The following is a 25,323-nucleotide window of genomic DNA, read 5'->3' on the forward strand; positions in this document are numbered from 1 at the left end:
GTAACTTCCAAGTTACATATAAATTCATAAAGGGAGAGATACATTATTCATCCTTAGTTTAATGACAACACAAAAAAAGCTGTCCGATTGGACAGCTTTTTTGAAATATAATTATAATGTTTTATTAATTCTTATATTCACCTGTAACTGTTCTGTCGGATGTACCAACCAATACACGTTTAGTAGGATTAATCAAATAATAAGTACCATCAGATTTTTTGGTAGCAATTACATAGTTAAATGTTTGTGTATCGTCTTTAGCAGGAATTAACTCAAAGCTATCAATAGAAGTAGCAGCGTCAATTGCAACAGCTAATGCTTCTTTTGTCGTAAGAGTATTCCAAACTGTTACATCAGTAAACTGAACTAGTTTTGTACCTTCAGCAGGAGTAATCTTAATCATAAAGTCAGTAGTGTTGGTTTTCCATTCCAAACCGAATACATCTAATCCTGTTCCCGCATTCGTACCTGAACGGTGCCATGAAAATGTTTCAGGAGCTGATAATGGTGTATCCACTGGAACGATTGTTACATTAACATTAGCCGAAGCTGTTTTATTAACTGTTTTTACAAAAACTTCAATCTTAGTCATTCCTTCTTTTGCAGCCAATTGTTCAGGAGTAAAGGTAAATGCATAAGTAATACCTGAAAACTGAGTAACAGATATTTCTGCCCATGTATTATCCTCAAATCTAGATGTAAATGTAACACTTTGGAATTCATCCTCAGCATCAATAACAATAGTTCCTGCTAAAATTTCAACATCCATGTTGTCAAGATCAATTGTAATTTCAGTTGGAACAGTAATAACAGGTTCTTCATAAACCGGGTCTTTGCATGATGTTAGTCCAATAGTTAAACCTAAAAGAACTACAAGTAATAAATTAAATTTTTTCATAATTTTCATTTTTAATTAGTTAATATTTAAACGTGTTTCAATTTCAATAAATTTTGTGCAAATGTAGTTATTTTTTAAAAAAGTTATTCACAAAAAATTATAATTAACGTATTTCAATTCTATAAGGAATTCTTGCCTGAATGCCCGACATCTGTTGTATTTCACGCATAGTTTGATATAATGGGTATAATTCACCTAATTCCGCAGCAATTTTAGTTTCAGTATCACTATTACCGCTTAATATTTCCATCAACTGTTCATAAGATGATTTTTCCTTGGGGTAGTTTACAATTTTATAATTTTCTAATCCAGCTTTTTCTGCGGCAACTTCAATCGCACGAGTTAATCCGCCAAGCTCATCAACCAAACCGAGTTCAAGTGCATCGGTTCCTGTCCAAATCCTGCCTTGCGCAATAGCATCAACTGCTTCAACAGTCATATTTCTTCCTTTTGCAACATGACCGAGAAATGTTTTATATACATTATTAACATGCGTGTGATGAAAAGCTGCATCGCCGGCAGACATGGGATAAAGTACCGAAAGCGGCGTAGAATACTTATTCGTCTTAACAAAGTCGGTTGTAATACCAATTTTATTATTTAATAATTTATGCGCATCGGGGATCATACCGAAAACACCTATAGAGCCGGTTAATGTATTTTTATCACTTATTATATAATCTGCCATACAAGAAATATAATAACCTCCAGAAGCAGCGTAAGTACCGTAAGAAGCTATTACAGGTTTCACTGCCTTAGTTAAAATTATCTCATTAAGAATAATTTCCGAAGCCAATGCACTACCACCCGGACTATTAACTCTGAAAACTACGGCTTTAACATTTTTATCCAAGCGCGCATTTTTTATTTGTTTTGCTAAAGTTTCATCACCAATTTGAATATCACTCCCTTTACCGTCAATAATATCTCCTAAAGCATAAATAATCGCAATTCTATCTTTTGATAATTCTTTCTTAGATTCAGGAACTTTACTGTAAGTTTCCACTTTTATTTGTTCTACTTTTTTATCATTCTCAACTCCAAGCAAGCCGTTTATATAAGCATATGCATCATTAATCTGTCCGACTTGGTCTATAAAATTTAAATTCTTTGCATCATTAGCTGTTTTAATCATTAACTCATCGGCGTAATAATTTAAATCGGCAACACTGATATTTCTCGAACTGCTTATTGCGTCTATAACGGTACTCCATATTGATGTAATATAACGAGACAACTGCTCTCTATTAGCATCACTCATTTCATCCGTAATATACGGTTCAACAGCGCTTTTAAATTTATTTCCGTCAGGGCGAAATACATTTACATCAATCTCAAGTTTATCAAGCATTCTTTTGTAAAACATTGTTCCTGCGCTAATACCTCTAAAGTTTATTAAACCTTCCGGATTGATAATAATATGATCTGATACCGACGAAAGATAATACCCGTTTTGTGACATTCCTTTTGAATACGTTACCACAAACTTTCCAGACTTTTCCTTGAAATCGGATAACGCATTTCTTATTTCTTCTGCAAATGCATAACCACCTGAAACGCCTTGTGTATCAATAAAAATACCTTTAATATTATTATCGGTTTTTGCTCTGTTAATACAATCCAATACGGTATTTAATCCCTGTGATTGCTGAATCTCCATACTAAACATATCAAAAGAAGATAGTAAATCCGACGGAGCTTTGTCGTACATTTGTTTATCAAAATTCAAATATAAAACACTGTTCGGTTTTACAGTGGGCGTGCTTTTAGACATCGAAGAAATGCTCGATACCATTATCATTAAACAGATAAACCATAAAATTCCGAATAGAATCAGCCCGGTTAACGTTGCCAATACGCTTTTAAAGAAACTTTTCATAAAAAAATAGATTTTAATTAGTTATTAAGTTAAATTGATTTTGTTAATTTTAATTTTGAATTTATTATTGCAAAAGTATAAAATTTTATATAATATTGAAAATTATTTTTAAAGAATAAGATTTATTGCTAATGAGGGATTTAGTTTTAATGTTGGGTACAAATTTAGGCGATAGACAAGAAAATTTAAATATCGCCATTAACAAACTTTTATCATATTTTGGTAAAATAACAATCACTGGCTCTGTTTACGAAACTGAACCATGGGGATATAATGATGAACAGAATTATTATAATCAGGCTGTTGTGTTTTCTGCAGATTACTCTCCGCTTGATGTTTTACATATCTGTAAATCGATTGAAATACAAATGGGTAGAGTAAAATTATTAAATGATATGTACGAAAATAGGATTATTGATATTGACATCCTTTTTTATGGCGATATTGTTTTTCATAATGATTTCTTTAAAATTCCTCATGATAAAATTATTCACAGGCGATTTGTTTTGGAACCTTTAAATGAAATTATTCCAAATTTTATTCATCCCGTTCTAAAAAAATCCATTCACGAATTATATCTGGAAAACACTGATAAACTCACTGTTACCAAACTTCAACCATCTAATATTAATTTTCACGACAATGAAAAATTTTCCGAAATACAATTAAATTATAATTATATTGCTATCGAAGGTTGTATCGGAGCTGGTAAAACATCACTGGCAACAAAAATCGCAAATGACTTTAATGCAAAACTTATCCTCGAACAATTTGAGGACAATCCTTTTTTGCCGAAGTTTTACGAAGATATGGAGAAATATGCTTTTCCATTGGAATTATCTTTTCTCGCTACAAGATACCGGCAATTAAATGATCAATTAATGGGGATTGATTTGTTTCACAGTCATGTTATTGCTGATTATTTTTTATCGAAGTCTTTTATATTTGCCGGACAAAATTTACCTGATGATTTATTCAAACTTTATTCTACAATGTTTAAGATCATGAAAACCAAAACTCCGGAACCCGATTTGATTGTTTACCTTTATCTTGACATTGACAACTTATTATCGAACATAAAAAAACGCGGTCGTGGTTACGAACAAACTATCGATTCCAACTACTTGTCAACCATACAAAAAGGATATTTTGATTTTTTCAAACAAGAAGAAGATCGAAGAATTTTAATTATTGACACAAATAACATCGATTTTATTAATAATGAGAGTGATTATTTGAAGATATTATCTGAAATAAATAAGGAAAGGTGTGTAGGAATATATGAATTAAGCCTGTAAATGAGCACTAATAATATTTTTTTACACTCATTAGCATTTGTTAATACATTTTTTATAATTTTGCAGTTTGTATCAATTTTTTTGAATATAAAATTTTTTATGTATAAGAGGCTAATAATTATATTAATAATACTTGCGACAACTTATCAATTGTCTCTATCACAAACTAATAATACATTATGTTTGGACACTTGTTTTGCTCTTCTTGAGAGAAATTATCCATTACTGGATAAAATAGAAATGATTGACAGGGAAAAAGAATATTCAAAAAGTAATTCTAAAAAAGAGAATCTACCTACATTTAGTATTTCCGGCGACGTATCATACCAGTCGGAAGTTCCTTCATTTGTAATCAATTCCGATCTCGGCGATATTTCATTTTCTCCCGATAATAAATTTCGTTACGGAATAAATCTAGACTTGGAGCAACCGGTTTTCGATGCAGGTATATCAAGGAAAAAAAGAGAGCTGACATCAAGCGAATATGATAGTGAAATTCAGAACATTCATATCGAACTTGAAAAAATAAAACTATCCGTTTGCGATATATTTTACAGTGCAATATTAGTTGACGCTTATATTGAGCAATTACAACTTGCAATGGAAAGGCTTGTTGCAAGAAAAGATGTGGTTAGCGCTGCTGTAAATAATGGTTTGGCTTTAGCTTCCGACCTCGATTTAATTAAAGTTGAAATTATAAAAATCGAAGGAAATATTTCCGAAAGAATAATTCAGAAGAAAATCATTACAAAAAATTTATCGCTTTTGCTCGGTACAAACATAAATGAAAATACTGCTTTTGAAATTCCGACTTTAAATATTAACAGACAGTTTATTAACAAAAGACCTGAATTAAAAATGTTTGAGGTCCAAAAAAATCGAATTTCAGCAGCAGAAAGTCTTTACAAAACTTATTGGCCTCAGGTTGACGGCTTTGCAAGAATTGGTTATGGCAATCCTGGATATTACGATTTCTTTCACGAAAAAGCTCATCCTTATTTATTTGTCGGACTAAAAATGAATTGGACTTTTTGGGATTGGGATAAGGCACGTACGGAAAGAAAAAAACTCAACATCGGAAAGGATAAATTAGATGTTGATAAAGCTGTCTTCGATATGAGCGTTAAATTAAATATGAATTCATATTTAGATGAAGTTGAACGTTATGATATGCTGATAAAGAAAGACAAACAAATTATTGAATTAATGGAAAAAATTTCCTTAGCCGCAGAATCTCAATACAATAATGGCGAAATAACATTTTCCGAATATTATGAAAAACTTAATGCGGAATTGAATTCAAAATTAGAACTTAACACGCATGAAATAATGCTTCAAAGAGCTAAAACTAATTATTTATTAAATTTAGGACTATATTAGAATCTTTATGAATAGAAAAACTTTACCCATTATATTTCTAGCTTTCTCTACTATTTTATTTTCTTGTAAAAGTAAAGAACAAAAATCCGATGCATACGGTAACTTTGAGGTAATTGAAGTTATGGTTGCTGCGGAAAGTAACGGAAAATTGCTTTCTTTAAATATTGAAGAAGGAATGTATGTAGAAGAAGGTCAGATTGTTGGAATGATAGATACTATGGATTTGTATCTGAATAAATTGAAACTCGAAACTGCAATCGCTTCAATCAAAACAGGAAGAAGCAGTATTAAGTCCGAAATAGATGTTTTAGAACAACAAAAAGAAAACTACGAAAAAGAATACGAACGTCTGAAAAAAATGTTTTCCGAAGGCGCTGCCACACAAAAACAAATGGATGATGTTACCGGTGCTATCTCGCTTATCGACAAGCAAATGATTGCTGCAGGAACAAAATACAACTCCATTGATTCCGAAATTGGGGCAAATCAAATCAGCATTCAACAAATTAATCATTCTATCGATCGTTGTAAAATCGTTTCCCCGATCTCGGGAACAATAGTCAGCAAATACTTACAACAAGGCGAATTTGCAGCAGCAGGAAGAGCTGTGTTCAAGGTTGCAAACCTGGAGGATATGATTCTTCGCGCTTACATCAGCGGTGACCAACTTGCTCATGTTAAAATCGGACAAACCGTTGAAGTTCTTGTTGATTACTCAAAAGATTCAAATAAAAAATTCGAAGGTACAGTCAGCTGGATATCTCCGGAAGCAATATTCACCCCAAAAATCATTCAGACAAAAAAAGAGCGCGTGAATATGGTTTATCCGATTAAAATTTCCGTAAAAAACAACGGCGAAATTAAAAGAGGTATGCCCGGTGAAGTGAATTTCAAATAGAATGAATCTTACATGATTAGCGTCGAAAATATCAGCAAATCATACAAAGATGTTAAAGCATTAAGTAACGTTAGCTTTAATGTTGATGAGGGAGAATTATTCGGATTAATAGGTCCGGATGGCAGCGGCAAAACTACCCTTATGAGAATAATGGTAAGTTTGATTTTGCCGGATACTGGAAAAATTCTGCTCGATAAACTTGATACCGACAAAGATTTCAAAAAAATCAGAAGTATTATCGGTTATATGCCTGGAAAATTTTCCTTGTATATGGATCTGACAGTTAAGGAAAATATTGATTTCTATTCTAATGTTTTCGGAGTATCATACAAAAAAAATTATTCTTTAATATCAGATGTTTACGACCAACTTGCACCATTTGAAAATCGTAGAGCAGGACAACTTTCCGGTGGAATGAAACAAAAACTTGCTTTATGCTGTGCCTTGATTCACAAACCAAAAATGTTGTTTCTTGATGAACCTACTACAGGTGTTGATGCCGTATCACGTAAAGAATTTTGGGATATGATATATAAACTTCGTGCCGACGGGATGACTATTGTTGCTTCCACTCCTTATATGGATGAGGCCGAAAGATGCGATAGAATAGCTTTATTCCAGAATGGAAATATTCTTGAAATAGACACGCCAAAACAATTAGTTGCGAAATATGAAGGCAAAGTAATTGCCTTAGTAACTCCTCAGGTAAATAAATGTATAAAATTGTTGAAATATTGGAAAAAAGTTCACATTGCATATCTTTTCGGAGATACAATTCATCTCACAATGAACGATAAATCAGAACCAATATCCTCTGTAACCGATTATCTCCACGAAAATAAAATAGATGTTACTTCAATAGAATTTGTAAATCCGAATATTGAAGATTGCTATATTTATCTCAATTATAATGTAAATCCCGAACACCACTCAAATGTCTGAAAATTACGCCATACAAGTAAAAAATTTAGTTAAAAGCTTCGGTGATTTTACTGCTGTGGATAACCTTACTTTCGATGTGAAGAAAGGTGAGATTTTTGGGTTTTTGGGTGCAAACGGTGCCGGCAAAACAACCGCAATGAAAATTTTATGCGGAATTCTGTTACCTACTTCAGGAAGTGTTAAAGTTGCCGGATATGATTTAAAATCTAATAGAGAAAAGGTTAAGTTGAAGATCGGTTATATGAGCCAGAAATTTTCTTTATATGAAGACCTTACCGTTAAAGAGAATTTCAGATTTTTCGGCGGAATATATAAAATGACGAGAAAGCAAATTAGCTCATCTATTGATATTCTTCTTAAACAATTGGATATGGAGGAACAACTTAACACTATTGTAAGAAGTTTGCCCATGGGATGGAAGCAAAAACTTGCTTTCACAATTGCAAATATGCATAATCCCGAGATTGTTTTTCTGGATGAACCTACCGGAGGCGTTGACCCGCTTACAAGAAGAAGATTTTGGGAAATGATTTACGATGCTGCCGAGAAAGGCGTAACAGTTTTTGTAACAACACATTACATGGATGAAGCTGAATACTGCAATCGTGCATGTATCATGAATGAAGGCAAAATTGTAGCCTTAGACACTCCCGAAAAGCTTAAAGTTAAGTACAATGCATCTAATATGGACGAAGTATTCTTGAAAATTGTAAACAGGAGGAAAGCATGATTAGATTTTTCGCCTTTGTAAAAAAAGAATTTCTGCATATTATACGCGATGTTCGTACTTTAATAATACTCATAGGTTTACCTGTTATTATGGTTGTCATTTTCGGATATATCATCTCTAATGAAATCAAAAATGCAAACATAGCTTTTCTTGATTATTCCAATGACAATATCACATCTCAATTAAAAAATGACATCTTAGCATCCGGATATTTTATAGAAGATAATAGTTTTTCCTTGGCACATACAGACGGCGACTATCCTTCAACTTATGATCCTCTTGATATTGGTGTTGAATATGGCGATATAGATGCTCTATTCAAAAAAGGAAATACAAGAATAATAATGGTTTTCGAAGAAAATTTTGCCACAAAATTCGAGCGCGAAGGTTCGGCAAATATTCAACTTATCGTTGATGCTTCTGACCCTAATACCGCTACAATTCTTGTAGGTTACATACAAGCTATTGTTGCCGATTATCAGGAAACATTATTCTATCAAGGCAGAGAATCCATGCAAATAAACATTGAACCGCGTATGATGTTTAACGAAGAATTGAAAAGCTCGTATATGTACGTTCCCGGTACAATCGCATTTATTTTAATGCTGATTTGTGCGATTATGACATCGGTTTCCATCACAAGAGAAAAAGAATTCGGCACAATGGAAGTTTTACTGGTCACACCGCTTAAATCCTCGCAAATAATTATCGGAAAATTAGTTCCTTACGTATTTTTATCAATTATTTGCTCGACAATAATATATACTTTGGGATACCTACTTTTTGATATTCCTTTTGAAGGAGGTGTTTTTAACGTTGCGTTATTTACCTTACTTTTCGTATTAATTGCCTTGCTGCTCGGATTATTAATATCATCATTCACAAAAACAATGGAAATAGCAATGACAATGTCATTAGTAATGTTGTTGCTTCCTACATTAATGCTTTCCGGATTTATTTTTCCAATAGAAAACATGCCTAAATTCCTGCAAATTATTGCATCCCTATTACCGCCGAGATATTTTCTAGATGCCATAAAAACACTTATGCTCAAAGGAGGCGGGCTCGCCGATGTATATAAAGAGCTATTGGTTTTAATTGGTTTTATAGTATTGTTGAATATTGCTAATTTAAGAAGTATTAAACAAAGATTAGAGTAAAATGAAAACAATATTATATATAGTTCAAAAGGAATTTATTCAAATCTTCAGAGATAAGGTTCTGCTGAATCTTATTCTAATTGCCCCTTTAGCGCAATTATTGATACTGATTTTCGCCGCTAATTTGGAAATGAAAAATATTGATTTCTGCGTTGTAGATAAAGATAACACACAAAATTCAATAGAACTTACAAATCTTTTGGCAGCATCTCCATTTTACACTTTAAAAGATTATGTTTTCACTGAAGATCAAGCTATTAATATGTTAATAAGTGGCAAGGTTGACATGGTACTGGTTATTCCTCATAATTTCTCTATAGACTTAGAAAGTGCCAGCAATCCAAAACTTCAACTCTTAATTGACGCAATTAACGGAACATCAGCGTATCTAATTAATAATTATACTTCATATATAGTTGCCGATTACAATGTCGATATCGTAATGCAAACTTATCCAGACTCAATTGACACCGGCACATTCGACATCACATATTCATATTGGTACAATCCGCTATTGGATTACAAAATATTTATGTTTCCGGGATTAATTGTTATTCTGGTAAGTTTAATAGGATTATTTATTGCCGCTTTGAATTTTGTAAAGGAAAAAGAACTTGGAAATATTGCACAAATTAATGTTACGGCAATTAAGAAATATCAATTTATTGCCGGAAAGCTTATTCCTTTCTGGATTATCGGAATTATTGAACTCGCTGTCGGATTGCTCTGCGGAGTAATTTTATTTAATGTACCCTTCTTGGGTAGCGTTTGGACTTTATTTTTATACTGTTCAATTTATCTGATATGTGTTTTAAGTTTAGGATTATTCCTCGGAACCCTGTCAAATAGCCAACAACAGGTTATGTTTTTCACCTTTTTCTTCTTTCTCACTTTTATCATTTTATCGGGCTTATTTACACCCTTAGAAACCATGCCGAAATGGGTTACTTATGTAAATTATGCTAATCCGTTCGCATATTTAATGAAAGTATTGAGAATGATTTTATTGAAAGGAAGCGGATTTTCGGACATTTACATGGACATAGTATATTTATCTATATACAGTGTGATAATGTTTTTCATTGCCGTAAAATCATACCGGAAAACAGGATAAACATCTGAATTTCAAATATCATATTAAATTTTATATTTAGATCCTATAACGTTTGAATATAAATTGTAATCCTACAAATTTCATATCATTATACCAATTCCTTAATTTTTGTTAACAACAACCGACATTTTTTCTTTTATATGATATAGAAGAAAAATAAGATGTTAGTTAAAGTTTACGGAAGCGCAATTATTGGTATTAATGCTATACTAATTACTGTTGAAGTAAGTGTAGAAGTAGGAATTCAATTCTTTTTAGTAGGATTGCCCGATAATACAATCAGAGAAAGTCAACAAAGGATTGAAACCGCTTTACGTGAAGTTGGATACAAATTACCCGGAAAAAAGATTACTATAAATATGGCGCCTGCAGACATCAAAAAGGTAGGTTCTGCATATGATCTTACATTAGCGATAGGCATCTTAGCCGCTTCCGAACAAATAAACAGCGATAGAGTTAGTAATTATGTCATTATGGGAGAGTTATCCTTAGACGGGAGCATTTGTCCGATAAAAGGAGCTCTTCCTATTGTAATTGAAGCTAAAAAAAGAGAGTTCAAAGGAGTTATTATTCCAAAAGAAAATGCGGAAGAAGCAGCAATAATCGAAGGAATAGACATTTATGGAGTTTCAAATATAAAAGAAGTTATTGATTTCTTTTGTGGTTATAACGATTTGAAAGCCACTAAAGTTGATATAAAAAGTATGTTTGAAACACATAATAATGTTTACCAGCAAGATTTTAGTGAGGTCAAAGGACAGTCAAGTATAAAGAGAGCATTGGAAGTTGCCGCTGCCGGCGGACACAATATTATGATGATCGGCTCGCCCGGCAGCGGCAAAACAATGCTGGCAAAACGATTACCAACAATTCTACCTCCATTGAATATTGAGGAATCTTTGGAAACAACGAAAATACATTCCGTAGCCGGGAAACTATATCCCGAAACATCGTTGATTACGAACCGTCCTTTCCGTTCTCCGCATCATACAGTTAGCGATGCCGGATTAGTCGGCGGCGGAACTTTTCCACAACCCGGCGAAATCTCCTTGGCTCACAACGGTGTCCTCTTCCTTGATGAACTACCGGAATTTAAACGCTCTGTGCTTGAAGTAATGAGACAACCTCTGGAAGACAATGTTGTAACTATTACACGCGCACGACAATCTATTTGTTTTCCAGCTAATTTTATGCTCGTTACTGCTATGAACCCTTGTCCGTGCGGCTATTACAATCATCCTGATATTAATTGTACTTGTTTACCAGGAACTGTACATAAATATTTAAACAAAATTTCCGGTCCGCTATTAGATAGAATTGATATTCAAATAGAAGTTGTACCTGTTCCGTTCAAAGAATTAAGTAATATAAAAAACGGAGAAACCAGCGAAATAATCAGGTCGAGAGTAATAAAAGCCCGGAATATTCAAAACGAAAGATTCAAGCAATACAAAGGAATTCATTCCAATTCAAATCTTACCTCAAAATTAATGAAGAAATATTGCGATCTTGATAACGAATGTCTGGATTTATTACGAAAATCCATGGAACAGCTTAATTTATCGGCCAGAGCTTATGACAGAATTATCAAAGTTTCACGCACTATTGCCGATCTTGATAATTCGTCTAATATCCAACCTCATCATGTTTCCGAAGCAATTAACTACAGAAACCTGGATAGAAATAATTGGGGAAATTAAATTAGACGTAATACAAAAATTGAAAGTTGAAAATTTCAAATTATAGTAATTAATAAATAATCAAAGTATTGAAAATCTGAACTTAACAATAAACAAACATTGTAAATTATGAAAAAACACGCGATTATATCCATATTTATATTGTATTCCGCAACGTCTTTTTGCCAGAATATCGCACATGATATTGTTTTCGGGTCATCTACACTCTGTTCGCAGAAAGGAATAACAGCAATTAATAAAAATATTGCAGGATTATCTATTTCAGATAATTCAAAATGGATAATCGGAATAAATCAAACATATTCGATTCCGGAATTATGGAATGTTTCGGCGTCTTATTTGGTAAAAATAAAAAAACGAGGCATATTACCTATAACATTAACATGTCATGGCCCGGGTAATTTCTTAAACTTCAAACTAAAGTTCGGGTATGCGCAAATGTTTTCAAAATATTTTTCTGTAAACATCAGGTTTTTAGCTGAATATTACTTTATTGATCATTCCGAAAACATGTTCAATGCAGGTTTTGAAGTCGGAACTTTATATTTGATTAATAATAAAGCATCCGTCGGATTTATTTTTACAATGCCGAATCTAGTTCACAATACAACAGAAAATGCTTGGAGAAATATCCAGATTGAAACCGCATTCAGTTATTATCTATTCGATAAAGCAAATATAAATTTCGGCATAAGAAAAGAACAATATACAAACATTGAATTTATTGTAAGTATTGTCGGACAAATAGCAAAAAACATGGGTTTGTTTTTAGCATATAATTCCGGGAATAGTCAAATTTCTTCCGGATTAACCATAATCTTTAAAAGCATTAGCATTGCTTTGATAATGGAAACAAATTTCAATTTAGGAGCCAGTCCTGAAATACAATTTATATTCTAAATAAAATGATAAAATTCTATTTACATATTATCACAATACTAATATTATTATTCTGTTTTTCAATCCTTTTATATTCACAAAATACAGAAAATAATATAGATTACACAGAATCATTTATTGAAAATATTTTAGAAAATAATGAAGATACTAATATACTTGAAGACATTGAGCTTTATAATTATTCAATAATCAAAATAAACATTGTATCAGACGATTATTTGTTAAACATTCCGTTTCTTTCGGGATTTCAAAAAGAACAATTGATTCTTTACCGAAAAGAATGGGGCAATATCTTATCAATCGGAGAATTAATACTAATTGACGGTTTCACTAAAGAATCCTACGATTTTTTATCAAAAATTATTGACTTTTCATTAAAAAATGAAAAAATCAAATATAAATTCGGTGATTATTTCAAACAGGCGGATTATGAAATCATTACAAGAATCGGAAGTACTTACGGAGATAATCTTCCATATACAAGCGAAAAAATATCGGAAAAATATTATGGCGGCAGGGAAAAAGTTTTGTACAAATTCTTATATAACCTAGAAGAACAACTGCGCATTGCAATTATAATAGAAAAAGATGCAGGTGAAAGATTCATTGATATTACTAATAAAAGTTTTGAACATTTATCGGGATTTATTCAATGGAAGAGCAGAAATTTTACAATTTCCGCAGGAGATTATTATATTCAATTCGGGCAAGGATTAGGAGTCTGGACAGGACAATCTTTTTTATCAGGAATTGAAACCATTTCTCAAATCAAATATTCAGGTAAAATAAAAGTCAAAACCTCATCAGACGAAGTGAATTATTTCCGAGGCGGTGCAATATCCTGCAGAATAAAATCTGCTTCAATCTACACATATTTTTCATCAAAGAAAGTAGATGCGAGTTTAGATTATAATAATGATTTAGAAAAAGATGTTTTCACGTCGTTATCAACATCGGGTTATCATCGAACTGCAAACGAAATAAATAAAAAGTTCAATTTGCCGGTGATAAATACGGGAATCGGAGCCGGTATAGATATTAAACGATTAAGAATATTTGCGAGTTGTAATTATTCTCAATTCAAAAATATATATTATCCTAAAGAAAACATTGAAAATATTTTCAAAGAACGGAATAACAAATATTTAACATATACTTTAGATTTTGTTGCTTGTTTGCGGAAAAGTGTTATTTACGGCGAAATTGCAATGATGAACAATTTTTCATTAGCGTCAACATTCGGAATAAATTTGCATACAAGTTCATTGACGGAGATAGATATAAACTTAAGATATTTATCTCCAAGATATACCAATCTATTCTTCAATAACATATTCAAATCAAAAAACGGCGAATACGCAATCTCAATAAAGCAGATAACATATTTAAACAGAATATTCACTCTATACAATCATTTAGATATTTCAAAACCGCTTTGGTTAACAACTAATATCTCTGTATTAAATCCGATAATCAGAATATCATCAAAACTGAACATCAACATAACAAAACACACATCAGGAAGTATATTTTACAGATACACAAGTATTTCTTCCAAAGATAATTCGGAAAGAATAACATCATTTTACGAAGAAAAAGGGCATAATCTCAGAATACAAATAGAATTGATTCCCTACCCCTTCTTAACATTACGTTCAAGGGCAGAATTCGTAAAAAAAGAAAACAGCAATGGAATACTTTTATATCAAGATTTATCCTTAAAATTCGATGGAAGATATTCTATAACATACAGGGTTACTTGTTTTGATACAGACGATTATGCGTCAAGAATATACAGCTACGAAAATGATGTATTATATGCATTCTCATCACCTATGTATTATGGCAAAGGAGCATCAATGTTTTTATTAATCAATTACAAAATAAAAAGGTCGATATCAATATGGGGAAAAGTCGCATTTTTTAAGGTGCTTGACAGAGAAAATGCGGATAGGTTTATATATACACTACAAGTTATTTATAAGCCATAGACATAATTACATAATTTACAAAATTTATTATTATGAATAAGATTGACAACATAATAAGAAAAGCAATATCAGCATCTTATAAAGTTCATAATACTTTAGGAGCAGGTTTTCTTGAAAAAGTGTATGAAAAAGCTTTATGTATTGAACTTAAAAATATAGAAATGAACGTTGAGCAACAATTTCCCATTACAGTTTATTATAAAAGTGAAAAGGTTGGGTTCTATTATGTAGATCAATATATAAATAACATTCCTATTGTCGAGCTGAAAGCCGCTGAAAATTTATGTCTTGCTCATGAAATACAATTAGTAAATTATTTAGTTGCAACAAATATTGATGATGGGCTACTTATGAATTTCGGACAAAAGTCTGTAGAAGTAAAAAGAAAATTCAGGACTTACAATAAAAATAGTTGACTATCAGGAATAATTTAATTATATCATAATTTATAAAATTGTTAATTTTCTAAATTATGTCACTCCGTCTATAAGTATTTAATTATTTTTGCATAAAAATTCTATGCGTTACGATTTTGATGAAATAGTAGACAGACGCGGCACTCATAATGTAAAACATGATCTTGCGGAGAAAGTCTTCGGTACAAATGAAATAATTCCTATGTGGGTTGCGGATATGGATTTCAAAACTCCGGATTTTATTGTAAAAGCTTTGAAAGAACGTTGCAAGCATGAGTTTTTCGGATATACTTATGCTTATGAAGGATATACTTCTTCTGTGCTTAACTGGTTGAAAAATCATTATAATCTACCTGCAACGAAAAATGATATTCATTTTATTCCAGGAATTGTTGCAGGAATTGCTTTTTGCATACAAGCTTTTACAAAAGAAAATGATAAAATATTAATCTTAACACCTGTTTATCCTCCATTTATCAATTTGCCGGAAAGAAATAACCGACAAGTAGTTTGTTCAAAGTTGAAAACAGAAAACAGTAGATTTTCCATTGATTTCAGTGATTTTTTTGAAAAAATCAAAGGTTGCAAAATGATGATTCTTTCCAATCCGCATAATCCGGGCGGAACTGTTTGGTCTAAGGAAGAGCTTCAACGAATAGCACGTATATGTCACAAAAACAATGTTGTTGTAATTTCAGATGAAATACATGCCGATTTAATCTTACCCGGCCATAAGCATCACTCATTTGCTTCTGTATCTGAAGATGCAAAAGAATGTTCCATAACTTTTATTGCACCGAGTAAAACGTTTAATATTGCCGGATTATCAAGTTCAATAAGCTGCATTTTCAATAACAACATCAAAGAAAAATACTACGGATATTTAAATCGTAATGAGATAGCCAACGGTAATATTTTTGCATTTACCGCGTGCGAAGCAGCATTTAATTACGGTGATAATTGGTTGCTTCAACTTAGTTCATATCTTGAGAAGAATGTAGAATACCTCAGAAATTTCTTTGAAAATCATTTACCGATGCTCAAAATTATTATCCCTGAAGCGTCTTATCTTATATGGATAGATTTTAATGCTCTTGGGATGAACCATGAGGAATTAAAGGATTTTCTCGTAAAAAAAGCTAAACTCGGACTAAACAGCGGTACTGAATTTGGCGACGGTTATGAAGGATTTATGAGAATGAATATCGGTTGTCCCAGATCAATTCTCATTACTGCATTAGATAATTTAAAATCATCAATTAAAAGTTTAGGCAAATTAAATGAATAAAATCAAAATAATAAAGATAATAAGTGTAATTATTGTTCTATTTTTTATCATTCTTACAATAACGTCTATTTCAAAATGTTCAAGAAAAAAATCAGCAGATTCTCACGAAGGAGAAATCGGGTATGTTGAAGAACAACCGACCATGCTTTATGGAATTTGTGTTGATAATTATGATATCTCCGAAAATACAATAAAGAAGGATGAAGTTTTATCAACAATATTGAGACAATACAGCGTTTCTCCGGGAATTATCCATCAATTAGAGAATGTTTCAAAAGACACATACAATGTAAGAAAATTGAAAAGCGGCGCAACATACAGAATTTTGCAAACAAAAGATTCGGTTCCCCAAGCGCATTATTTCATTTATGATATTTCGCCGATTGAATATTGCGTTTATTCTTTAAATGACAGTATTTATTCTTATTTGGGTGCATTACCGACTGATACTATATTTAAAAACATCTCAGGTGAAATTAATTCTTCTCTCTGGAATGCAATGATAGATATAGGAGCCGCCCCGGTTTTAGCAATTAAATTATCTGATATATATGCCTGGACAATAGATTTCTTCGGAATTCAGAGTGGAGATAAATTCGAAATGATTTATGAAGAAATTTATGTAGGCGACGACCGGGTTGATTACGGCAGAATATTAGCATGTAATTTCATTCATGCCAATCAAAGCAATAAAGCATACTATTTTGTTATTGACGGAAAAGGTGATTATTTTGATGATAACGGCAAAAGTTTGAGACGGCAATTTTTAAAAGCGCCATTGAGTTACAGCAGGATAAGTTCAGGATTTTCTTATGCACGAAAACATCCTATAACAAAACAAGTTAGACCTCATTTAGGTGTCGATTATGCTGCCCCTGCGGGGACGGCTGTTCAATCTATAGGCGATGGAACCGTTATTGCAAAAGGCTGGGACAATAAAGGCGGCGGTAATTATGTTAAAATCAAGCACAATAGCGTTTACACCACAGTATATATGCATTTAAAATCATTCGGAAAAGATATTTCTGTCGGAAACAGAGTCAGGCAAGGACAAGTAATTGGTTATGTAGGCAGTACTGGAATGTCAACCGGTCCTCATCTTGACTTTAGAGTTTACAAAAACGGCGCTGCGATTAATCCGCTAAAAATGGAATCGCCGCCAGTAGAGCCGGTACCGACCGAAATGATGGATGAGTTTTTTAAATTGGTGAAAAATTTTGAGGAAATTCTCAGATAATAATTTAAATATTAAGAACCAAGAATTTTACTTTAATTTCAAATAAAGTAAAAAAATATGATGAACTTAATTTACAAATTATTTTGGCCTATATCCTGATTTATTAAGAATTGCCTCACTATCAACAGTTATCATCAACTCTTTTAAGTCTAAACTATTATTCTTTGTATAAGAATGAACTATTTGCCACCCTATCCATTTACAAACAGAGCCCGGCGAATCCTGAGTAAAGAAAGAAGTATACGGCGCATCATCAATCAATTTTCTCATAACCCTTAAATCGTTAGTAAATAAAGTATTATCGGAAATCAAATATTTCCAAACGTCTTCTTCGTTTTTTTCGCACCATTTCAGTTGTGCATAAGTAAACCCTGTAATAATAGTATCGTGCGTATCCGGTAAACTTCTTTTAATAAACTCCCAATTTTTTCCGTGATATATCATTAAATCAATCAAGCGAGTATAAGCATCGTTCGAAAAATTATAGTATTTGGCAATTTGCTCAAGACAATCGCGAACAATATAATCCCTATTCATTCTTCTAATTATATAATTGGGAATACCTAAAGCATAATAGTTTTCATTTTCGCCAAGATACATATCAATAGCAATAAATAAATCCCTACCGTTATAAAACACAGGCAAATCCAGATCAAAACCTGAAATATAAGTATAAATATTTGGAGGAGTAAAATCGGAATAATAATATTTTATATGTTTAAACGCTTTTTCAAAATCCTTTTCAATTTGAGAGAAATCTTTAAAGACCTGCATACATTCGTCGTAAATAATTTCCACATTTTTGTCTGTGGCAAATTCATAAATAAGATGTATTCCTGTAGTATCCGTTTTAAGATCTCCCAAAAAAACTTCATATTTTTCAGACAAAGATATCAACCCTTCATCAAAATCGTCAATAGGAATATTCATTAAATCAACTTCGTATCTATTAACCAAATAGCTGTCCAAATCAATTTTCTTTACATCAATCTTGTAATCATTTTTAGTACAAGAAACCATCGATAAAAAAACCAATAAAAAAAGTGTAAATTTTAGATATACCTTCATTTTTTTAAATATTAATCGACAAAAATATTTATTTTTCTTAAATAAAAACTATATCTTTGTAACTTAAATTTATGAGATATTATTGTATCTATGAATAAACTTAGACATCAATTTGTTTTATTTTTATTATGCCTTCTTCTATTTTCAAGTAGCTTAAAGGCCTCTGCGCAAAAACCTGAAAGCAAGTTATTTAGGGTTGGGATAAAATTAACGCCGAATTATTCATGGGTAAAATATAAAACTCAAGATTATATTGCTAATTCTCAAAGTCCGGGAATTGCATTCGGTTTCATCAGCGATTATTTAATTAGTGATGATTTCATGGTAAAAACAGGTTTTGACTTTTATACTTTGAAACTTGACTATACTATGCCGTACAGTATGACGGTCGATGAATCATATCAGATAAATTATACGGGAAGTTTACATCGCAAAGCAAAGTTGAATTACTTTGAAATTCCTATTACCCTGAAATACTTAGTTGTAAATTCTAATAAATTCAGCGTTAATGCACAATTAGGATTAAAATTCGGGTTTAATTTTAGATCGAAGGCCGATGAGGATTTTACTTATGTGGATTTAGACATGAAGCATCAGACTTTCAGCAGAAGCGGAGTAAATATAAATGAAGAAATTGCAGGTTTTAAAATGGCTTTGGTTGTAGGCGGAGGAGTGGAATATAATATTTATAAAAATGTAGTTATATTTTGTTCACTATTGGTAAATCCCGGAATAACCAACATAATGTCGGGTTTTAATACTACAAATACAAATATCTTAAATAAAGCTACCGCAAACAGTATAGAGTTATCAATAGGTTTTATTATATAATTTCTTATAACAAAGATGAAAAAAATTAAAGATCATATAGTACTTTCAATTAAAAAGTTTTTTGAAGACAGTAATTTTAAGAAAGCTATTATAGGATTATCAGGAGGTTTGGATTCCGCCGTTGTTTTTGCATTAGCTGTTGACGCTTTAGGAAAAGAAAATGTTCTTCCGGTTTTATTGCCGTCAATGTTTTCTACTCAACACTCTATTGATGATTCTATTGAGATGACTAAAAATCTGGATACTTCGTACGAAATTATAAATATCACCAATGTTTATGATACCATTTTGGAAACACTTTCGCCAATATTTAAAAATGCGGAGTTTGATGTAACGGAAGAAAACATTCAAGCTAGAATAAGAGGATTACTTTTAATGGCTATTGCAAACAAACAAGGACGATTACTACTGAATACCACAAACAAAAGTGAATTTTTGGTAGGTTACGGCACTTTATACGGAGACTTATGCGGCAGTATTGCCGTTATCGGCAATTTATATAAAACTCAGGTTTATGAACTTGCAAATTTTATTAATTCCGGAAAAGAAATAATTCCAAAAAATATTATTATAAAAACTCCTTCGGCGGAGTTAAGACCAAATCAAAAAGACACAGATTCGCTACCTGATTATTACATTTTAGACCCGCTTTTAAAAGCATATTGTGATGAAAAGAAAAGTTACGACACACTTATAAAAGAAGGTTTTGATAAAAATCTTGTAAATAAAGTCATATCCTTGATTGAGCGTAATAAGTTCAAAGAACTTCAAACTCCACCTAAAATTTCTTTAAATTCATTTATTATCAATAAAATATATTCATAATGAAAAAACCGGCATTTATATTTATTCTAATCTTTTTATCTTTTATAACATTTGCACAAAATAAGTATTTTGATTTTTCAAATCGTGGTGAAGTTTATTTTTCTTTCAAAACCGATGACAAGAAAATAATTGAACAACTTGCCAGAATAATTTCTATTGATAAAATTGAAAATAATGACGATATTATTGCTTATGCTAATGAAAAAGAATTTAATAAATTTCTTGAATTTGGTATTGAACCGCAGATATTAACACCTCCGTCAATGCTTGAGGAACATAAAATGTTCACTCTTGATGATTATTATTCTAAGGCTGTAAATGAATGGGACTCCTACCCTACTTATGAAGCCTACATTGCAATGATGGAAGATTTTGAAAATGACTTCCCCGACTTATGTGAAACAATAGAATTCTGTACCACTGTTAATAACAGAAAATTATTGATTTGTAAAATTACCAGCGATATAAATCCGAATAAAAAGACTAAAGTACATTTAAGTTCGACTATGCATGGCGACGAAAACACAGGTTATGTATTAATGCTAAGATTAATTGACTATATTTTAAACAATTACGAAACCGATACCAGAATAAAAAACATTCTTGATAATGCCGAAATCTGGATTTGTCCGAACGCTAATCCCGACGGAACATATAAAACCGGCAACAGTAATGTTAGCGGCGCAACAAGGTATAATGGAAATAATGTTGATTTAAACAGGAATTACATGGATGATGCTTCCGAGAATCCTCACCCCGACGGCAACGAATGGCAACCGGAGACAGTAGCATTTATGGCATTACAAGAAGAACAAAAGTTTAACCTTGCGGTAAATATACATGGCGGTGCGGAAGTTTGTAATTATCCATGGGATAACAAAAATACGTTGAGTGCCGATAATAGCTGGTGGGTATATGTTTGCCGCGAATATGCAGATACCGTACATGTTCACAATCCATCGTACATGACATATCTGAACAATGGAATCACAAGAGGCTCAATGTGGTATATGATTGATGGCGGCCGCCAGGATTATGCAAATTATTATGATCACTGCAGAGAGTTTTGCTTAGAAATAAGTAATACAAAAACTCCGACTGCCAGCACATTACCGAATTATTGGAATTGGAATTACCGTTCATTCTTAAATTTTATTGAACAAGCATTATATGGTATTCACGGTACGACAACAGACGGAGGAACAGGCTTACCGGTTAAATGTAGTGTTGTTATTGAAAGTCACGACCATACGGAATCACATGTTTTTTCCAACCAGACAACAGGTTATTACGTAAGACCAATAAAAGCAGGTACATATACAATTACATATACCGCTCAAGGTTATGATCCTGAAGTAAGAACGCTTACCGTTAATGATAAAGAGAAAATAATCCAAGACATTCAATTTAATTATTCGGGAATGACACCTGATTTCTCTGCCGATAATACAGATATAAACATAAATACGCAAGTATCATTTACTGATGAATCGTATTCAATAAATCCCATTACTGAATATGATTGGACTTTTGAAGGCGGAACACCATCTGTTAGTAATGTTGAAAGCCCTGTCGTAACATATAATGAATCAGGAGTTTTTAATGTAAGCTTAACAATTTATGACGGCACAACCTATAAAACAATTACAAAAGAAGATTACATTACGGTTTCTGTCCAACATATTATGCAGAACGGCATTATTGAAACTTGTGACGGATATTTTTTAGACTCGGGCGGCATAAACGGAGAATATTCTAATAATGAAAACTATATCATGACCTTTAAACCTTCTTCACAAACATCATTAATAAAAGTAACATTTTTAGAATTTGATATTGAAGAGCACAGTTCATGTGATTATGATTATTTAATCGTTTATGACGGTCCGGATACTTCATCCCCATCACTGGGAAAATATTGCGGAACCAATCTTCCAGGACCATTTATTTCTACTGCTGACGACGGTGCTTTAACCTTTGTTTTTAATAGTGATTATTCTCAAACAGGTGCGGGTTGGAAAGCTGTTGTAGAATGTATTCCGACAGTAGCAATACCACCAATTGCAGAGTTCTCGGCATCACATACAAGTATCACAATTAATAATCAAATCAACTTTTTCGACGAATCTGAAAACAATCCTACTTCGTGGGAGTGGACTTTTGAAGGTGGCTATCCAGCATCCAGCAATGAACAAAATCCAATTGTAACATACTATTCGCCAGGAGATTTTGACGTAAATTTAAAGGTCAGCAATCAGGACGGAGAAGATATTATACTAAAAGAAAATTATATTAATGTAACTTTATCTATTGATCAATTTGATGCAAACATCAAGATTTATCCTAATCCGGCTAAAGAAACAATTAAAATAGAATCCGAAACGTTAATAAACGAGATTGAAGTTATTGATTTATCCGGCAAAAGAATACTACATCAGCATATTAAAGAAAATAATGCTACAATTAATATAAATAGGATTCCTTACGGAGTATATCTACTTAATGTTCAATTAGAAAATTCAAAAATTACATCAAAAATAATAATTTCCGAATAATCAAATATGTTAAAAAAAATATTAACATCAATATTATTTTCACTTATTATTTTTACTGTATATAGTCAAAATAATACAGTAAAACTTAATTTAGAAGCAGGTAGTGATAATACTTCGGTGAGTGTCGGTTGGGAAATACCCTCACATATCAATCCCGTTAATTTGGATATATATATGATGGATAATATTAACCAAGCATTTTCATTAATTGAAAGCATTCCTAATCCTGCAAATAATTTTGCGACAGTAATAAACATTATTCTTTCCGATTTTACATTTCACTTTACGGCACAACTTACGGACAGCCAGTCAAATATTTATCATTCAGACACTCTAAGCCCTATTTACATGACACTCGGGGGCGGCAGTATATCTCAACCTCATCCAACAATAAGATGTCCTAAATATCCTTTAATAGCGCCTGATACTTTATATCTTTACAGAAAGTACCCTTACGATCAAACATTTATCAGAATTAATCCGCAGATTGAAACAGGAACTTCATTTATTGACAACACTTTAACTGCCGTATGCGATACAAATATCTCGTACTATGTTATCAATAAAGCAGGAAATTCTGTTTCGGCAATAAAATCAGCAAGATACACAGATCCTAATCCTCCCGACAAACCTATGATCCGAGGACTGACGGTAAATGATAACGGAGACCTTATTATTCAATGGCATCATTCAACGGATATTGATGTTGAATTTTATAAGATTGATACGATTCTTCCGTATGGAACATGGCAAAACAAAGATAGTATTCCGGCAAACCAGACATCATATGTTCTGATGAAAGACTTCTGTAGTTATAATAGTGATTTTTCCATACAATACAGGGTTTTAGCAGTTGATTCGTGCGGCAATAGTACAGTATGGGATTTAGATGAAATTGCATATAACCCGATGATTCTGAACATTCCATACGTTCATGAATGTAACTCCGTGCGTTTCTCATGGAATAATGCAAATTGCATTAGCGGGAACATAAATAATTATTTCATAATCCTAAATGATCTTAATGAACAAACTACAGATACAATTACTTTTAACAATAACAATATAATTTCCGAACCTAACGAAAATACTTATTATTGTAATATCAATAGATTTAATGCAAATACATCGTATCAATGTTTATTATATGCGGTAAATGATCAGCAACCACCGGATACGGTTAGAACATGTGCTGTCGATTTTTATGTTGGTAACATTCCCAACGCTCCGGATACGCTTTCTATATTGGGCATTAAATATGAAACACAAAGCGGAAACAATATTATTGATATTTATGTTGATCCGGAACCTGGCAAAGATGTTGAATATATTCTATACACGAATCCGCGAAATAACAGTGACGGAGTTTTAAAACAAGATACTATAGCAATAATTTCTTCAGATCAATTTCCTTTAGAATCCGGAAATTTAACTTTTCGCGACAATATGCAAGTTTCATCTGCTTACAATTATTACTTGGTTGCAAAAAATTCATGCGGAACATCATTCATTGATTCTTCTTTTATGAAATCTATTTATTTAATGGGTGAAGAGGATTCAGACTCACACATGTTTCGCCTTTGTTTTTCCCAAAATATTACTAATTATGAGTATGATGAAATTACATATACGGTTCACAGAGAATATTTTTCGACTAACTCAAATGAACCTAACGAAGACAACATAGATTGGATGAGTTGTAACACTACGCCGGTTGGTAGTCAGGAATTTTGCACATATTGTCAGACAAACTCTCCAGATGCTGTTTACAATTACTGTGATTATGATATGGATTTTTATTACGGAGAAGACAACTTTTCAATAACATGGCATATTGAAACTGAAATTACACATATTAACGGTGAAACAAGTATTTCAATATCAAATCCTGTTACATTATATGCTTCTGTTCGAATGCCAAATGCTTTTATTCCAAACGCTATTAATGAGGTGAACAGCCGGTTCGGACCGCTTAATTTCAGCCCGTACAATTCTCAAGACATCCAATCAATAGATTTTCAAATATTTAATTCTTGGGGAGAAAGAATATGGTATGGCAAAGATATTTTCATTGATTTTTATTGGACTGGAAAAACGGTAAACGGTAAAGATGCTCCGGCGGGCGTTTATTTATATATCTATACCATAACGTTTAAAAACGGATTAAGTTTCAAAACTCAAGGCAGCGTAAACTTAATCAGGCATTAGTTTTT

Annotated in this window: 20 protein-coding genes; 17 read left to right on the forward strand and 3 right to left on the reverse strand. The window is 32.2% G+C overall.

The features are described 5' to 3' along the window. Positions 1–124: 124 nt before the first annotated feature. A complete protein-coding gene (locus LBP67_03560) occupies positions 125–898 on the reverse strand; it encodes a hypothetical protein (GenBank protein MDR2084053.1) in 774 nt (257 codons plus the stop codon). A gap of 103 nt (positions 899–1,001) precedes the next feature. Beyond that, positions 1,002–2,777 (reverse strand): signal peptide peptidase SppA, encoded by a 1,776-nt coding sequence (gene sppA, locus LBP67_03565; protein MDR2084054.1) that lies wholly within the window; start codon positions 2,775–2,777, stop codon positions 1,002–1,004. 131 nt (positions 2,778–2,908) lie between these two features. On the opposite strand from sppA, the gene folK reads away from it, so the two are divergent. The 13 genes from folK (at position 2,909) to LBP67_03630 (ending at position 17,831) form a co-directional block, all read left to right on the forward strand. Continuing rightward, entirely contained in the window at positions 2,909–4,075 is a 1,167-nt protein-coding gene (gene folK, locus LBP67_03570; protein MDR2084055.1) for a 2-amino-4-hydroxy-6-hydroxymethyldihydropteridine diphosphokinase, read from the forward strand. Between the two features lie 99 nt (positions 4,076–4,174). After that, on the forward strand, positions 4,175–5,455 hold the full coding sequence (locus LBP67_03575) for a TolC family protein (protein MDR2084056.1): 1,281 nt from the start codon (positions 4,175–4,177) through the stop codon (positions 5,453–5,455). 7 nt (positions 5,456–5,462) lie between these two features. Further along, positions 5,463–6,353 (forward strand): HlyD family efflux transporter periplasmic adaptor subunit, encoded by an 891-nt coding sequence (locus LBP67_03580; GenBank protein ID MDR2084057.1) that lies wholly within the window; start codon positions 5,463–5,465, stop codon positions 6,351–6,353. Between the two features lie 12 nt (positions 6,354–6,365). Continuing rightward, on the forward strand, positions 6,366–7,295 hold the full coding sequence (locus tag LBP67_03585; GenBank protein ID MDR2084058.1) for an ABC transporter ATP-binding protein: 930 nt from the start codon (positions 6,366–6,368) through the stop codon (positions 7,293–7,295). Next, positions 7,288–8,025 (forward strand): ABC transporter ATP-binding protein, encoded by a 738-nt coding sequence (locus tag LBP67_03590; GenBank protein ID MDR2084059.1) that lies wholly within the window; start codon positions 7,288–7,290, stop codon positions 8,023–8,025. The genes LBP67_03585 and LBP67_03590 overlap by 8 nt, the downstream gene beginning before the upstream one ends. After that, a complete protein-coding gene (locus LBP67_03595) occupies positions 8,022–9,185 on the forward strand; it encodes an ABC transporter permease (GenBank protein MDR2084060.1) in 1,164 nt (387 codons plus the stop codon). Before LBP67_03590 ends, LBP67_03595 begins: the two co-directional genes overlap by 4 nt. A gap of 1 nt (position 9,186) precedes the next feature. Beyond that, the gene (locus tag LBP67_03600) at positions 9,187–10,299 is read left to right on the forward strand and encodes an ABC transporter permease (protein MDR2084061.1); all 1,113 of its coding nucleotides are present in this window, start codon (positions 9,187–9,189) and stop codon (positions 10,297–10,299) included. Positions 10,300–10,460: 161 nt separating this feature from the next. After that, on the forward strand, positions 10,461–11,999 hold the full coding sequence (locus LBP67_03605) for a YifB family Mg chelatase-like AAA ATPase (protein ID MDR2084062.1): 1,539 nt from the start codon (positions 10,461–10,463) through the stop codon (positions 11,997–11,999). Positions 12,000–12,107: 108 nt separating this feature from the next. Continuing rightward, complete coding sequence (locus LBP67_03610) at positions 12,108–12,899, forward strand: hypothetical protein (GenBank protein ID MDR2084063.1); 792 nt, start codon at positions 12,108–12,110, stop codon at positions 12,897–12,899. A 5-nt stretch (positions 12,900–12,904) separates the two neighbouring features. Then, the gene (locus LBP67_03615; GenBank protein MDR2084064.1) at positions 12,905–14,890 is read left to right on the forward strand and encodes a hypothetical protein; all 1,986 of its coding nucleotides are present in this window, start codon (positions 12,905–12,907) and stop codon (positions 14,888–14,890) included. Between the two features lie 32 nt (positions 14,891–14,922). After that, entirely contained in the window at positions 14,923–15,306 is a 384-nt protein-coding gene (locus LBP67_03620; protein MDR2084065.1) for a GxxExxY protein, read from the forward strand. A 103-nt stretch (positions 15,307–15,409) separates the two neighbouring features. Next, entirely contained in the window at positions 15,410–16,594 is a 1,185-nt protein-coding gene (locus LBP67_03625) for a PatB family C-S lyase (protein ID MDR2084066.1), read from the forward strand. Beyond that, entirely contained in the window at positions 16,587–17,831 is a 1,245-nt protein-coding gene (locus tag LBP67_03630; GenBank protein ID MDR2084067.1) for a peptidoglycan DD-metalloendopeptidase family protein, read from the forward strand. The genes LBP67_03625 and LBP67_03630 overlap by 8 nt, the downstream gene beginning before the upstream one ends. 78 nt (positions 17,832–17,909) lie before the next feature. On the opposite strand, the gene LBP67_03635 is transcribed toward LBP67_03630, so the two are convergent. After that, on the reverse strand, positions 17,910–18,899 hold the full coding sequence (locus LBP67_03635; protein MDR2084068.1) for a hypothetical protein: 990 nt from the start codon (positions 18,897–18,899) through the stop codon (positions 17,910–17,912). A gap of 90 nt (positions 18,900–18,989) precedes the next feature. Between LBP67_03635 and LBP67_03640 the strand changes: the two genes are divergently transcribed. The 4 genes from LBP67_03640 to LBP67_03655 are packed head-to-tail and all read left to right on the forward strand — an operon-like array spanning position 18,990 to position 25,318. After that, a complete protein-coding gene (locus tag LBP67_03640; protein MDR2084069.1) occupies positions 18,990–19,730 on the forward strand; it encodes a PorT family protein in 741 nt (246 codons plus the stop codon). Between the two features lie 15 nt (positions 19,731–19,745). Then, positions 19,746–20,555, forward strand: a complete 810-nt coding sequence (gene nadE, locus LBP67_03645) for an NAD(+) synthase (protein MDR2084070.1) — start codon at positions 19,746–19,748, stop codon at positions 20,553–20,555. After that, a complete protein-coding gene (locus LBP67_03650) occupies positions 20,555–23,110 on the forward strand; it encodes a PKD domain-containing protein (protein ID MDR2084071.1) in 2,556 nt (851 codons plus the stop codon). The genes nadE and LBP67_03650 overlap by 1 nt, the downstream gene beginning before the upstream one ends. A 6-nt stretch (positions 23,111–23,116) precedes the next feature. Continuing rightward, the gene (locus tag LBP67_03655) at positions 23,117–25,318 is read left to right on the forward strand and encodes a gliding motility-associated C-terminal domain-containing protein (protein ID MDR2084072.1); all 2,202 of its coding nucleotides are present in this window, start codon (positions 23,117–23,119) and stop codon (positions 25,316–25,318) included. The last annotated feature ends 5 nt before the right edge of the window (positions 25,319–25,323 follow it).

The organism is Bacteroidales bacterium, from assembly GCA_031276035.1.
In the GTDB taxonomy this organism is placed as follows: domain Bacteria; phylum Bacteroidota; class Bacteroidia; order Bacteroidales; family BM520; genus RGIG7150.